This is a genomic window from Sphingomonas sp. P3_C6, assembly GCF_056402595.1.
On the sequence record NZ_JBFUHB010000034.1, the window covers coordinates 1 to 14994 of the forward strand.

Here is a 14994-nt window from a genome sequence, read left to right on the forward strand (position 1 = left end):
TCCAGCTTCGCTTCGCCAAATTCGGCGATATCGACGCACGTCTCCGCCCCGCACAGCACCGCTGCAAACGCTATCAGCAATATGTCCGGCAAGGCATGACTGACATTCGCACGACGAGGGTCCGGCACAACCTCGAATAGCTCTTGGAAACCCCGCATCTGCTCCTCCCAGGCAATCCAGGAGACGATACAGAATCCAATCTGGCAAACTGCGCCAGACCCTTATCGCCATATGCGATTCCCCTGCCTTGTGGGAGAGGGAAGGGGCCCATCGCTCTTGCGATGGGAAGGGTGAGGGGGACACTTGTTTAAGAGTGTCTCGAACCACACTCCCCCTCACCCTCCCGTCGCTTCGCTCCTCCTTCCCTCTCCCACAGGGGGAGAGGGAGTAGAGCACCCCTCACCACCGGTCGTACGGGTAGCCATCATCCTCGCGCAGTTCCCGGTACAGATCCTCGGTATCCTCCTCCCAAGTCCTCGGCCGACGCCGCTCGTACCGCGAGGCATCCAGCCAGGCCGGCTCCCGCGGCATCACCGGCTCGGCGAAGGTCAGCGCCAGCGCATCGGCATCGTCGGGCGAGCCGAGCCCGCGCGCTTTCATATGCTCCTTCTTCTCCAGCAGGATGGAGACCTGGTCCGCGGCATAGCCATATTCGACCCCGGTCAGGTCGGCCGCCAGCGTCTCCTCGTCGGGGATCGCCCCGCCGGCCAGCCAGCCGCGCATGTTGGTCCACATCTCGGATCGCTTGTTGGCGGTCTGCACGCGCAGATCGCCGGCCCAGAGCGCATCGCGCCCCTTCGCGCCGAACCACACCTCATAGACATTCTCGACACCCAGCTGGCGCAGCCGGTCGACCACCGCCGCGCCGATATTGCCGGCATCGACGAAGATCGCATCGGGCTTGAACGCCTGCGCCTGCAGCGCGACGTCGCCGGCCAGCGCCATCGCATCCACCCGGTGCCAGCGCTTCCACGGCCGCGACCGCGCATCCCGGCCGCACCGGATGGCGAGCGTCGAATGATCGTCGCCGAACCGCGCACAATCCAGCCCGAAGATCACCGGGTCCATGGTGATGCCCTGCACCTCCCGCGCGCGGGCGAGATCGACGATGTCCGTCCCGATGAACTGCATCGAGGAGGCGGAGGGGAATTGCCCGCGCACGCGGACCCGCACGATGTCGCTGTCCTCGCCGTACGTCGCGACCAGTTCGTCCAGATAGGCCTTGTTGGTGCCCTCCACGCTGCGGCTGTCGATCTGGCCGGCATTCCACAAATGCCGGTGCCGCCCGAAACATTCGCGGAAAGGCCCCGAATTGAGCGTCGGGTTGCCGAAGGCGAGGAAGAGGATCTCGGTCTCCTCGTCGGTCAACGCGCCCAGCGCCACCTCCCACACCTTGGCCGCGATGCCGCTGGCCTCGTCGAAGATCAGGATGATGCGCTTGCCCTGGTTGTGCAGCCCGGCGAACGCCTCGGTATTGGTGACGCTCCAGGTGACGAGATCGCTGCGCCACGACCGCTCATGCCCCGGCGCGGTCGAGACGAGCGCGGTCGCGGTCGGGCGGAACCAGTCGCGGGTGATCGACAGGTTATGCCACTTCACGATCTCCGGCGCGGTCTTGGTGAGCAGCTGGCTCTCGGTATTGGCGGTCGCGACGATGCGCGTGTCCACCCCGGTATCGAGGCCCCATTTGATCAGCATCGCGATCAGCGCCGACTTGCCGATGCCGTGGCCGGAGGCGCGGGCGATGCGCAGCGGGGTGTGGCGCGTGGCGGGGTTGGTGAGGTGCGTGCCGATCGCCTCCATCACCTCGCGCTGCCACTGCCGCGGCCCGCGCACGCCGCGCAGCACCCCCTCGCCCCAGCGATAGGCGAGCAGCGCATGCCCCAGCGGATCATGCTGGAACTTGGCCACCGCGCGCGCGATCGGCGTAGGCGGCAGCGCCTTGGAGGCCATGACTTTAGGCATCCCCGTCCGCCTCCCGCCCTTCGGCTACACGCCGCAACGCCTCGCCGAGAATCTCGGCCAGCCCATCCACGGCATCGTCCTTATCGTCCTCGGGAACGCGCCACTCGTCCGGCCGGCGAATGCGCAGCCATTGCAGCGCCGCGCGCGGATCGGCGAGCACCCGCCGCCGATATTCGCCGACGATCGGCTCCTTCCACGAGGCGAACATGAAGGATCGCTCGGCCTTATAGTCGAACCCGCACGCCCGCTGGTGGAGCGAATTCACCACATGCTCGTCGGCCAGCGCCTTGCCGGTCGTGCAGGCCTCGGCAAATTCCTGATATTTGCTGCGCCAGCGATAGAAGGTGGCGCTGTCGATCTCCAGTAGGGCGGCGACCTCCTCGGCCGTCGATCCATTGGCATAGGCCTTGCGCGCGATGTCGGCATAGGCGGGGCGATAGGTGGTGGGGCGTCCTCTTGGCATGGGGCGCTTGTGGGGGGGTTTGGGGGAGGTTTGAATCGACCCAATAGATCCTGTGGAACTACCGGCCAGCCGCGCGGGAAGAGTCTCGCCCTTGTAGCATCAGCGCGCCCTGCGTAAACCTCGCAGCTTACGGGGTAGGCAGAGTAACCAGATGAATTCCAATGATATCGGCGCACTTGAAAAGCGGCTGTGGACGGCCGCGGACCAACTCCGCGCCAATAGTGACTTCGCGAGCAACGAATATTTCCTTCCCATCATGGGCCTGATTTTCCTGCGGCACGCCTATAGCCGCTATCTGGCGGTGAAGCCTGAAATCGAGGCGGGACTACCCAGTCGTGGCGGCGTGACGCGCCCCCTGGCTAAGGAAGACTTCACCAGCCGAGGTGCGATCTTCCTGCAACACGAAGCCCAGTTTGATCATCTGGCCAGCCTACCCGATGGCGCGGATCGCGCGGCGGCGATCATTGCGGCGATGGAGGCGGTTGAAAGCGACTATGCCGCGCTGGCGGGCGTGCTTCCGAAGAATGAATATCAACAACTGGAAAATGATGTTCTGGGTGACGTGCTGCGCATCTTCAACGATCCGGCGCTGCAAAATGCCAAGGGCGACGTATTCGGCCGCATTTACGAATATTTCCTCACGCAGTTTGCCGATCAGAGCGCGCACGACGGCGGCGAGTTTTTCACCCCGCCCTCTATCGTGCAGATGATCGTCAACGCGATCGAGCCGGATCATGGCAGCGTACTCGACCCGGCCTGCGGTTCCGGCGGCATGTTCGTGCAGAGCGCGCATTTCATCGAGAAGATGCAGCAGGACCCGACCAAGGTCGCGACCTTTTACGGGCAGGAAAAGAACGCGACGACCATTCGACTGGCCAAGATGAACCTTGCGGTGCACGGGTTGGAGGGGCGGATCGAACCCGGAATCACTTATTATACCGATGCGCATGAACTGGTCGGCAAGGCCGACTTCGTGATGGCCAACCCCCCGTTCAACGTGGACGAGGTGGACGCGGAAAAGATCAGGAAAGACCCCCGCTTACCGTTCGGCCTACCTGGCGTGAACAAGGGGAAGAAGGTCTCTAACGGCAATTATCTGTGGATCAGCTATTTCTACAGCTATCTGTCGGACAGCGGTCGCGCGGGCTTCGTCATGTCGTCACAGGCATCGAGTGCGGGGGGCGAGGAGGCCAAGGTCCGACAGAAGCTGGTCGAAACCGGCGATGTCGACGCGCTGATCGCGATCCGGGGCAATTTCTTCTACACCCGCACCGTGCCGTGCGAATTGTGGATGTTCGACAAGGCGAAGGCACCTGAACACGCCGACAAGGTGTTGATGCTGGATGCGCGTCATGTGTTCCGCAAGGTAACGCGCAAGGTCTATGACTTTTCGCCTGAACAGTTGCAGAATTTGACCGCCATCTTCTGGCTCTATCGCGGGCAGGAAGGGCGCTTTCGGGAGTTGGTCGCTGCCTATCTGGATCGGGCAATGGCAGAAGCGCTGGCTAGCGATACCGCCATGGAGCCATTCCTAGACACGCTCGACATTGTAATAGAGGCATTGGAGGGAACGGAAGACGGCGTTTCCGAGGTGTTGTCCGATGCACGTGCCGTGTTTCAGGCGGATTGGGTCGCACATCTAGCGGCGACTACCTCGCTCGGTAACGATTGGACTGATGGTACCGTCACCACCCCTTTGTTGCACGAAGCGTATGACGATCTGGAACCACTGGCGGAGTCTAGTCGCGATCTGATCCGCCAAATCGACCAACTCTATAAGCTGGCGGAAAATGCGCATCGCGATGCGGGCGGCAAGCGCGGCAAGTCGAACCCGGTCAAGGCGCTGGAGGAAGCGCGGGTGGAGGCCATCGATCAGCTCAAACTGGTGCGCTATTTCCACCGGCAGGCGCACTGGTTGCTAAGCCGCTTTCCTGATGCGCGGCTGGTCGCGGTGCCGGGGCTGGTCAAGCTTGTGGGTCGGGCGGAACTGGCGACGCACGACTGGTCACTAACCCCCGGTCGCTATGTCGGCGTGGCCCCGGAGGAGGAGGAGGAGGATTTCGACTTCGAAAGGGTGATGCGCGATATTCATGTCGAGCTGGCTGGATTGAATGACGAGGCCGCGACGCTTGCAGCGCAGATTCAGAGTAATTTTGCGGGGCTAGGCTTGTGACGCTTTTGGAACACCGATTAGACCAAATTGCCACGATGAAATATGGTAAGATGCCTCCTAAGTCGGTGTTGTCTGATAACATTGGCTACCCCATCTACAGCGGCTATCGGGTTAGCGGATACGCCAAAGAATATCTATATAAAGACCCGATGCTAATACTGGTGGCGCGTGGCGTTGGCGGCACCGGCGACGTAAAGATATCTCCGGCAGAGGCTTGGATTACAAATCTTTCCATTGTCTTGGAATTGATTGAAGGCTTCGACAAGAAGTATATATTCTATTTACTCAATTTAGAGGAATTGAAGAGTAGATTGAATACGGGGGCAGCGCAGGCTCAGATTACGATTGCGAATCTCGGTCCTTACCGCATTAAGACTCACGACTACGCAACGCAGCTTAAAATAGTATCGATCATTTCGGCCTATGATGATCTGATCGAGAATAACCGGCGGCGGATTGCCTTGTTGGAGGAGGCCGCGCGGCAGCTTTACAAGGAATGGTTTGTCCACTTCCGCTTTCCCGGCCATGAGCATGTCAAAATCAACGACGGCGTGCCGGAGGGGTGGGAGCCAACAACGTTAGGTGCGGTCGTCACGACGAACGACCAGTCATATTCGGCCAAGAATTTGCCGGACCATTTGCGCTACATTGACATATCGGCAGTGAGTAAGGGCGAAATAACCATAAATTCTCCAATCGCATCTGATGAAGCGCCTGGGCGTGCAAGGCGGATCGCCAAACACGGGGACGTGATTTGGTCCAACGTGCGGCCAAATCTTCGCGCATATGCGTTGGTGATGCATCCCGACGAAATTGACGTATTTTCAACGGGCTTCACTATATTGAGCAGTTCCATTTTTCCGTTCTCGTTCCTCTATCTGTACACGACGACCGATGCTTTTGTGAATTTCTTGGTCAATCACGCTACCGGTGCGAGCTATCCTGCTGTACGTTCGGATGATTTTAAAAGAGCCGATGTGGTGGTGCCGCCTAGTCACCTACTTAAGGCTTTCCACGATTTGTGCGAACCAAACTTCGAAATGGTAGCTGTACTTCGGCAGCAGAATGGCCAACTCGCCACAGCCCGCGACCTCATCCTCCCCAGATTGATGAGCGGAGCCATCTCGATATGATTCTATTGAACGAAGACACGCTGGTTCAGGCGACCATGGCCGATTATCTGGGCGATGCGCTGGGCTGGGACAGCGTGTTTGCGTTCAACACCGAAACATTGGGCGCGGAGGGCACGCTGGGCCGCACCTCCGAACAGGATGTCATCCTAACCCGCCATATGGGTGAAGCGTTGATCCGGTTGAATCCCGGCCTGCCCGATGTCGCCTATGCCGATGCCCTGCGCCAGATCACCGATGCACCGCTTGGTTCCAGCGCACTCGCGATCAATCGCGACGCCTACGCCCAGATCAAGGACGGCGTGCTGGCCAGTTTCCGCAATGCGAAGGGCGATCTGGTCAAGCAACGGTTGCGCCTGATCGATTTCGATACGCCTGAAAACAACCATTTTCTGTGCGTGCGCGAATTATGGATCAAGGGCGACCTGTACCGCCGCCGCGCCGACATTATCGGTTTCGTCAACGGCCTGCCGCTGCTGTTCGTGGAGTGCAAGGCGGTCCACAAGGATATCCGCCATGCCTATGAGCAGAATCTGTCCGACTATAAGGACACCATCCCGCACCTGTTCCACCACAACGCGTTCATCATCCTGACCAACGGTCATGAAGCGAAGATCGGCTCGCTTTCAAGCAAATATGAGCATTTCAACGACTGGAAACGGCTGGAGGAGGGCGAGCCGGGCGTCGTCGATCTGGAGACGATGCTGAAGGGCGTATGCGCCAAGAGCAATTTCATCGACATCCTCGAAAATTTCATCCTGTTTGACGATGGCCGCGAACGGATGGTCAAGATCGTGGCGCGCAATCACCAGTTTCTGGGGGTCAACCGCGCGATTGCGGCAGTGCGCGACCGCAAGGCGCGCGACGGCAAGCTCGGCGTTTTCTGGCACACGCAGGGGTCGGGCAAGAGCTATTCCATCGCCTTCCTGACGCAAAAGGTGCACCGCAAGATCGGGGCGAACTTCACCTTCCTGATCTGCACCGATCGCATCGATCTGGATGGACAGATTTACGGCACCTTTGCCGGGTGCGGGCTGGTCAATAATGATAAGGCGCAGGTGCGGGCCGGTACGGGGGCGGAGCTGAAAGCGCTGCTGGCGGTGCAGAAACCCTATGTCTTCACCCTGATCCATCGCTTCAATCAGGATGTGGACCCGGACGATCCTTATTCGGATCGCGACGACATCATCGTCATTACCGACGAAGCGCACCGGACGCAGAACGGCCTGCTGTCGCTCAACATGCGCAACGCGCTGCCCAGTGCAAGCTTCCTGGGCTTTACCGGAACGCCGCTGATGACCGGCGACGAAGTGACGAAGCAGACATTCGGCGATTATATTTCGACCTACGATTTCCAGCGCGCGGTGGAGGATCACGCCACCGTGCCGCTTTACTATGATGCGCGCGGGGAAAAGCTGGGTGTCGCCACTAATGATCTGAATGAGAAGATCGCCGCCAAGCTGGACGAGCTTGAGTTGGACGATCCCAATGTAACCGAGCGGCTCGAAAAGGAGCTGAAGCGCGAATATCATATCATCACGGCGGAAGCCCGGCTGGATACCGTCGCGGCGGATTTGGTGGAGCACTACGCGACCGGCTGGGAAACCGGCAAAGCCATGCTGGTGTGCATCGACAAGGTGACGTGCGTTCGCATGCACGCGCTGATCACGAAGCATTGGGATGCGCGGATCGTCGCACTGGAGAAGGGGCTGGCGAAGGCGGGCGACGAACAGGATCTGTCCGATCGGCAGCGTCAGCTTGCCTGGGTCAAGGCGACCAAGGCGGCGGTGGTGGTTTCGGAGGAACAGGGCGAGGTCGAGCGCTTCCGCAAGTGGGGCCTCGACATCACTCCACACCGCGCTCTGATCAAGATCGGCTTCGAAACCGACGATGGCAAGCGCATCGATCTGGAGTCCGCCTTCAAGAAAGAGGATCACCCGTTCCGCATCGCCATTGTCTGCGCCATGTGGCTGACCGGCTTTGACGTGCCGAGCCTGTCGACCCTGTATCTGGACAAGCCGCTGAAGGCGCACACGCTGATGCAGGCCATTGCGCGGGCGAATCGGGTGAACGCGGGCAAGAATAACGGGCTGATCATCGATTATTGCGGGATATTGAAGAACCTGCGCAAGGCGCTGGCGACGTATGCGGGGACGCCGGGGGGCGGGCTGGGCAGTCCGGGCGATCCCCCGCCCGAAATTGACCCGGTGCGTCCACCCGAGGAATTGCTGGCTGATCTGGAAGAGGCGATCGAAGCCGCCGAGGGATTTCTGGCTGCGCGCAATTTTCGCCTGCTCGACATTTTAGAGAAGATCGCGTTCGAGCGGAACAAGGCGATCATCGACGCCAAGGAAGCGGTCAACGAAAATGACGAAAGCCGCAAACGCTTCCAGATCATGGCGCGCGAGGTATTCAAGAAGTTCAAGGCATGCGTGAACTTCCGTGCCGTAAACGCCTATCGCCAGAGGTTCGCGGCGATCAGGGTCATCTACAACAGCCTTGAAGAGGATGTGCAGCGGGCCGACATCTCCGACATTATCCGCACGCTGCAGACTATCGTCGATCAGAGCCTTGAAACACGGACCAACGTTGTCAAAGAGGATCGGCTATATGACATCAGCCGGATCGACTTCGAGAAGCTGAAGAAAGAATTTGAACGCAGCCCGCGTAAGAATACCACTGTTCAGAGCCTGAAGGACGCAATTCAGAAGAAGCTGGAAACGATGCTGCGCCAAAACCCGCTTCGCACCGATTTTCAGAAGCATTACGAGCAACTGGTCGCTGAATATAATAGCGAAAAGGATGCCGTGAATATTGAGCGCACATTCGCCGCCCTGCTGACACTGGCGGAGGAACTCGACGACGAACAGCGGCGCGCAATGCGCGAAGGGTTGGATGAAGAGACCTTGGCCCTGTTCGACCTTTTGATGAAGCCCGATCTGGAAAAGGCTGACATCGCGAAGCTCAAGAAGGTCGCGGTCGGGCTATTCGAGGTGCTGAGACAGCAACTCGATGCCATGCAGGATTTCTCTCGCAAGCAGGCGACACGCGATAGCATTCGGGTCGCTATCACCGATTTCCTCTATGATGATCGCACCGGACTTCCGCAGAGTTACCAACCCGACGAGGTTGATCTGAAGGCGCAAGCGGTTTTCGCGCATATCTTGACCCGTAGCGGCGCGGTTTTCCACGCGAGCTAAATTCAGCGCGCCGGTTATCTGCCCGCAGCGTACAGCCCGCCTGATCTTTGGTGAACCAGGAGCGAAGCGGGCATAGGATAACTGCCCCCGCCGCTCAGGCAGAGGCAGTCCCGCCCGCTTTCGACCGCATGACCTTTGGAGCCACCCGTCGCTTCGCGTGCTCGCTCGAGCCGGGAATGGCTGAGCGATCGGCAGTTGCTTGCGAGGCATTCCTGCCCCGCCGATCCCCGCTCTGCCGTCCGGACTCGGGATGCGCTCTGATCGGACCCCTTCTGGTCGCGCACTGTGCCCGACCGCCAGAGTATCGAACCAACCCGGCCGGGCGGCGGCGCATATGGACGCTTCTCCGAATGGGTTGAATCAAGCGGGGTAGCTGGCCCGTGACGCGTGACACCGCACCGTAACGCCGAAATCGCGCGCGGTGACGCCCAGTGACGCAAATCACGACGCCGTGACGCACAATGATGGCCGGTGACGCGCGTCACGGCGCGACAAGGGCAACCGTCAAAGATTGCTTGACGGTTGGTCTCCCCGATCCACGCGACACCGCATCCGTTGCCCTCGGTTCGAACTTGTAAGTCTTCTTTACAAGTTGCCGCCCTCGATTCACGCGATCCCGCATCCATGCTGAAATCCTGAGGCGTCCTCCCGGCGCGCCCGGAGATCATTGATGCCCGCACAGCGGCCCCAAGTAATGCGTCAAGAAATCCTGATACCCCTCGCGGAATTCGGGAAGTAAAATGACGCTATCGATCAAGCACGATTCCACGCCGATCGCCGCGCGCTGTCAGTCACCGCACAGCATTCATCGTGCGTGTGTAAATAAAGGCCGCGCAACCGCCAAGAACCGCTCGATTTCGGCCCTCTCGCAAGTGCCTCGCATAAATCGGCCGCTATTTGCCGCTTCAGCGCAGCCCGCCGCATCCTCCAACACGACACCTTCACCTCTTCAGGCGAATCCCCGCCCGCCGCACTGCGAATTCATCAACCACCCGTCCACCGCAAAACAGGTCCACCCCTCACGCAGCCACACCTCGCAACCCAAGCCCCGCACCCTTCGCCCCGCAGAACCGAAGTTGCGCCTTGCCCGCCCGCTTGGCCTGGTACAGCGCCTGGTCGGCGCAGGCGATCAGCTGCCCCAGGTCGAGCCCGCGGTCCGGCGCCATGGCGATGCCCACGCTGGCGGCGATGCGGATCTCCACCATGCCCCCTTCGCCTCCCCCTTCGCCGCCGTTGATGCGGTAGGGCAGGCTCAGCTGCCGGATGATCCGGCGGGCGAGCATCTCGGCCTCGTCCTCCCGCGTCACGCCCGCCTGCACCACGACGAACTCGTCGCCGCCCAGCCGCGCGACCGTGTCGCCGCCGCGCACCGCCGCCGCCAGGCGCCGCGCCGCCTCGCGCAGCACGGCGTCGCCCGCCGGGTGGCCATGAATATCGTTGACCTGCTTGAACCCATCGAGATCGAGGCAGTGGACCGCAAGCCGGCTCTTGCTGCGCCCCGGTCCTTGGGCCACGGCGCCGATCGCCTCCTGGAAGCGCTCGCGCAGCATCAGGCGGTTGGGCAGGTCGGTCAGCGCGTCGTGCCGCGCCAGCATCGACAGGTCGTGCTTCACGGTCAGGTGCTGCACCATGGAGCGGTGGAGATGGGCGACGCTCTGCAGGCTCAGCACCGCGGTGAACGCGACGAGCAGCGCCTCGAACGCGAAGAGCTGGACATGGAGCGGGCTGTGATCGTTGGTAAAGGCATGGGCCGCCAGCGCGATGGTGGTCGGCACCACCGCCAGCAACAGGCTCGTCACGCAGATCACCGGGCGGATCGCGATGCGCGAGACGATGCCCGCGCCGAACACGAAGACCAGGCTGACGCCGATCAGATGGACCAGCGGCAGGTGGAACATCAGCGTGCGCACGTTCAGCGCGCCGAGCAGCGCGGCAAAGGCATAATTGCCGATGGCATAGCGCCGTTCCCAGCGCCGCACCGCCGCCAGATCCATCGTCGCCGGGTCGCGTCGCCAATAGGCGTTGAGGTTGATCCAGCGGAACAGCGTGACGGCGATCGCGGCGATGGTCAGCACCGCCACGGCCGTGTCGCGCCATTGCCAGACGATCAGCGCGCCGACACAGGTATAGATCGCCCCCATCGCAACGACGGGCAGGGTCATGCTGAACAGCATGTCGACAAGGTCGCGATAGACGGCATCGGGGAGCGGCGTGCGGCCCTGCGGCGCGCGCGGTCCTACCGGCCCCCGCGATCCTCCCGATCGACGCGGCAGAGCGGATGCATGCACGTCCGCCTGGCGATCGCTGCGCTTGTCCATGATCGTGAGAATACGACGATTCGGTTAATGGAACCGTATCGGAACTGTCGGTACTTTTGCGGGTCCTGCCGGCGTGATGCCGGATCGGGCGCGGTTGGCGGAGGCGACCCGTGCGGCCGCCTCCGTCCTGTCGGGTCAGCCGCGCGAGACGCCCGGCCGGGTGATCTGGCGTGTCCAGGGCTCGATGCCGAGGCGGGTCGGCAGGTCCTGCAACAGCGCGTTGAGCCTTTCATTGGCCGCCGACCGGCAGCCCTTGTCATGCTCCAGCGTGGTCACCGTGCCGTTGGGCGCGGTCCAGGTGATGCGGGTGTGCGACTGGTCGCTGATGCGCTGGTCGCACTGGGTTTCGCCCGTCGTGCCGGTGGCGGGGCGATAGGTCGCCAGCGCCGTGGCGAGCGCCTGATAGTCGGCCGGGGTCGCCTGGCGGGTCTTCTCGCCCAGCTCGGCCGTGTGGCGTTCGCCGGTGAAGGTCACCATGCCGGCGGGGCTCACCGCGACCTTGTAGACCGGGCAGAAGCCGAAGCACGGGCCGACCGACACGGCGATCGTCTCGCCGGCTGCCTGCGGGGTCGGCGCGGCGGCGGTGGCCGGCGGGGTGCCGTTCGCGGCGCAGGCGCCGAGGCTCAGCATCGCGGCGGCGGCGAGTGCCATCCGGATCAGGCCCGCGCTCACTTCGCCACCTTCCGCAGATCGGCCGGCAATTGATAGATCGGGCAATAGCTGTAGGTCGTGCCGGGCCCGCGCGTCTTCTGGGTGAAGGTCAGCGCGTCCTGCACCGTCACGATCTGCCGCTCGGTCACGCGCGGGGCGGGGCCGGCGCCGGCATCGATGCAGCTCTGGCTGACGGTGAAGCTGCCGCCCTTGCGCGACAGCACGGTGGCGCGGCAGGCGCGGCTGTGCGCGCCGCTGATCCCGCGCCCGTCATAGCGGCGGATCGCCGCATTGGCGGGGGAGGCGCAGCGCGATCCCTTGGCGACATAGATGCCGGGCTTCAGCCGGTACACGCCGCCCGGCTTGGGCGAGGTGTCGACGCTCGCGACCGCCGCCGTGCCTGCCATCGCGGCCAGCGCCAGGGTGGCGGGGGCGAATATTCTCAACGAAACCATGTCTTCTCCGATGCTAAGGCCGTTCCCGATAGGCTCATCAAGATGAACCTTTCGCGACAAGGACGGAGTCAGGCGCGGTTTCCCTTCGGGTCAGGGCATGGTTTCGCACGCAGTCGCATCCGGCACGCACCTCGACCAGCCGCCGCCCATCGCCTGGTAGAGCTGGACGCGCGCCGTCAGCGCATCGGTGCGGATCTGGATCAGCGAGAGTTGCGCGCCGAGCAGGCCGCGCTGCGCATCGAGCTGTTCGAGATAGGGCGAATAGCCCTCGCGATAGCGATTGGTGGCGAGCCGCAGCCCTTCGGCAAGGGCGTCGCGCTGGCGGGTGGCGGAGGCTGCCTGTTCGTCGAGCCGCGCGGCCGCGGCCAGCGCGTCCTCCACCTCGCGGAACGCGGTGAGCGCGGTGCGGCGATAGGCGAAGGCGGCCTGGTCGCGCTGCGCGCCCGCCGCCTCGGCCTGGGCGGTCAGCCGCCCGCCCGAGAAGAGCGGCGCGAGCACGCTGGCGCCGGCCGACCAGATGGTGATCGGGTCCTGCAGCAGCGTCGAGAAGGCGGCGCCCGCCGCGGCGGTCAGGCGGACCTGGGGCAGGAAGCGTTTGCGCGCCGCCGCCAGGGATTTGTCGGTCGCGGCGAGCTGATATTCGGCCTGGGCCACATCGGGGCGGCGGCGCAGCAGTTCGGAGGGCAGCCCGGCGGGGATGGGCGGCTCGGTCAGCGCGCCGAGCGCGACGCCGCGGGCAATCGCCTGCGGGGTCTCGCCGGTCAGGGTGCTCAGCGCATCTTCGGTGCGGGCGATGCCGAGCTCGATCTGCGGGATGATCTGTGCGGTCGCCTCATATTCCGCCTCGGCCTGTTGCAGCTCGAGCTTGGGGGAATAGCCGCGGCCGACGCGCGAGCGGGCGATCCGCAAAGAATCCGAGCGAGCGGCGAGGGTGGAGCGCGCCACTTCGAGCCGGGCGTCGAGGCCGCGCAGGGTGACGTACCCGCTCGCCGTTGCGCCCGCGACCGCGAGCCGGACGGCGTCGCGTGCCGCCTCGCTCGCCAGCCAGGCATCGCGCGCGGCGGAGCGCTGATCGGCGAGGCGGCCGAACAGGTCGACCTCATAGCTTGCCTGGACCTGGGGCTGCGCCGCGTTCTGCTCGACCGGCTGGCCGAACGGATTGACCGATCGCGATCGGCCGCCGCTGATGCCCGCGTCGATCGACGGCAGCAGCTGCGACCGGGCGAGGTCGAGATTGGCCCGCGCCTCGCGCACCCGGCCGGCGGCGATGGCGATGTCGGGGTTGTTGGCCAGCGCCTTTTCCACCAGCGCGGTCAGCGCCGGATCGCCGAACGCCTGCCACCAGCTGCGGTCGAGTGGCGCGACGGGGCCGGCGTCGGTGCGCCAGGCGGGCGGCGGCGCGACGGGGGCGACGGTCGCGGTCTCCACAGCCGGGCCGGCACAGGCGGCGAGCAGCAACAGGGCCGTGACGGGGGCGGTGCGGATCAGGCTTGCTGTGCGGGTCACTGGCGCTTCCCGCCATGCGTGTCGACGCTCAGCTCGACCGACATGCCGGGCCGCAGCCGCGCCGCGAGCGGCTGGTTGGGGTCGATCCGGATTCGCACCGCGATACGCTGCGCCACCTTCACGAAATTGCCGGTGGCATTGTCGGCCTTGAGCACGGCGAATTCGGACCCGGTTGCCGGGGACATGTTCTCGACATGGCCGGACAGCCGCGCGCTGCCGAGCGCGTCGACCTTGAACCGCGCCGCCTGGCCGACCGCCATATTGTGCGTCTGCGCTTCCTTGAAATTGGCGACGACCCATACCGCGTGCGGCACGAGGAACAGCAATTGCGTGCCCGCCACGACATACGCGCCGCTGCGCACGCCGATCTCGGACAGCTGGCCTGCCTCGGGCGCGCGGATGATGGTGTTGTCGAGGTCGATCTGGGCAAGGCGGAGCTGCGCCTTCGCCGCCTCGACCGATGCCTCCAGCCCGCCGCGGCCGACCACCACGGTGCGCACGTCCTGCGTGCCGATCGACCGGCTCGCCTGCGCCTGGCGCACGCCGGCCTCGGCCGCGAGCAGGGTCGCGCGGGTCTGGTCGAACTCGCGGGTCGAGATCGACCCGTCGGCGACCAGCGCCTGGGCGCGCTTCATGTCGGCCTGGGCGCGGACGAGCTGGGCGGTGGCATTGGCGATGCCGGCATCCTGGCTCTGGATCGCGACCTCGCGCGATCGCTGCGCCTGGCTCGAATTGGCCAGCGCCGCCTCCTGCGCCGCGACATTCGCCTCGGCCTGGGCGACGCGGGCGCGGTAGATGCGGTCGTCGATCGTGGCGAGGACCTGCCCGGCCTTCACCTCGGCGAAGTCCTGCACCGGCACGCTGGTGACATAGCCGCTGACCTGCGGGCTGATGATCGTCACCCGCCCGCGGACATAGGCATTGTCCGTCTTTTCGGTCCAGCCGGCAAAGGGCGGCAGGCGCCAGGCGTAGAGGATGGCCAGGACGGCGACGACCGCCACCACGACGATCACGATGATCGTCGGGCGCGACTTGTCCGCCGGGCGCCAGCCGCTGGGCGCCGCCTCGGCGGGCAGGGCGGTGGCGGGAGCCGCCTCGACCGCGGGTGCCGATTCAACCTTCGTCTCGCTCAT

At 63.8% G+C, this 14994-nt stretch carries 11 protein-coding genes; 3 read left to right on the forward strand and 8 right to left on the reverse strand.

The features are described from left to right. The 3 genes from AC1DT7_RS21625 to AC1DT7_RS21635 all read right to left on the reverse strand — a co-directional run. On the reverse strand, positions 1-158 hold a 158-nt coding region (locus AC1DT7_RS21625), incomplete at its 3' end, for a transposase family protein (RefSeq protein WP_478035525.1). A gap of 241 nt (positions 159-399) precedes the next feature. Next, the gene (locus AC1DT7_RS21630) at positions 400-1965 is read right to left on the reverse strand and encodes a terminase (protein WP_478038248.1); all 1566 of its coding nucleotides are present in this window, start codon (positions 1963-1965) and stop codon (positions 400-402) included. Next, complete coding sequence (locus tag AC1DT7_RS21635; protein ID WP_478038249.1) at positions 1958-2428, reverse strand: helix-turn-helix domain-containing protein; 471 nt, start codon at positions 2426-2428, stop codon at positions 1958-1960. The genes AC1DT7_RS21630 and AC1DT7_RS21635 overlap by 8 nt, the downstream gene beginning before the upstream one ends. A gap of 151 nt (positions 2429-2579) precedes the next feature. Between AC1DT7_RS21635 and AC1DT7_RS21640 the strand changes: the two genes are divergently transcribed. Genes AC1DT7_RS21640 through AC1DT7_RS21650 form a run of 3 tightly spaced genes read left to right on the forward strand, consistent with a single transcriptional unit; the run spans position 2580 to position 8931 of the window. Further along, positions 2580-4601, forward strand: a complete 2022-nt coding sequence (locus AC1DT7_RS21640; RefSeq protein ID WP_478038250.1) for a class I SAM-dependent DNA methyltransferase — start codon at positions 2580-2582, stop codon at positions 4599-4601. Next, complete coding sequence (locus AC1DT7_RS21645) at positions 4598-5734, forward strand: restriction endonuclease subunit S (protein WP_478038251.1); 1137 nt, start codon at positions 4598-4600, stop codon at positions 5732-5734. Before AC1DT7_RS21640 ends, AC1DT7_RS21645 begins: the two co-directional genes overlap by 4 nt. Then, on the forward strand, positions 5623-8931 hold the full coding sequence (locus tag AC1DT7_RS21650) for a type I restriction endonuclease subunit R (RefSeq protein ID WP_478038252.1): 3309 nt from the start codon (positions 5623-5625) through the stop codon (positions 8929-8931). Before AC1DT7_RS21645 ends, AC1DT7_RS21650 begins: the two co-directional genes overlap by 112 nt. Before the next feature lie 1019 nt (positions 8932-9950). On the opposite strand, the gene AC1DT7_RS21655 is transcribed toward AC1DT7_RS21650, so the two are convergent. The 5 genes from AC1DT7_RS21655 to AC1DT7_RS21675 form a co-directional block, all read right to left on the reverse strand. Beyond that, positions 9951-11249, reverse strand: coding sequence for a diguanylate cyclase domain-containing protein (locus tag AC1DT7_RS21655; RefSeq protein WP_478038253.1), 1299 nt, complete (start codon positions 11247-11249; stop codon positions 9951-9953). A gap of 135 nt (positions 11250-11384) precedes the next feature. Further along, entirely contained in the window at positions 11385-11921 is a 537-nt protein-coding gene (locus AC1DT7_RS21660; protein WP_478038254.1) for a DUF6438 domain-containing protein, read from the reverse strand. Then, positions 11918-12355, reverse strand: a complete 438-nt coding sequence (locus AC1DT7_RS21665; RefSeq protein WP_478038255.1) for a hypothetical protein — start codon at positions 12353-12355, stop codon at positions 11918-11920. Before AC1DT7_RS21665 ends, AC1DT7_RS21660 begins: the two co-directional genes overlap by 4 nt. A 90-nt stretch (positions 12356-12445) precedes the next feature. Further along, positions 12446-13861: an efflux transporter outer membrane subunit gene (locus AC1DT7_RS21670; protein WP_478038256.1), complete on the reverse strand. Its 1416-nt coding sequence runs from the start codon at positions 13859-13861 to the stop codon at positions 12446-12448. Next, positions 13858-14994, reverse strand: coding sequence for an HlyD family secretion protein (locus AC1DT7_RS21675; protein WP_478038257.1), 1137 nt, complete (start codon positions 14992-14994; stop codon positions 13858-13860). The genes AC1DT7_RS21670 and AC1DT7_RS21675 overlap by 4 nt, the downstream gene beginning before the upstream one ends.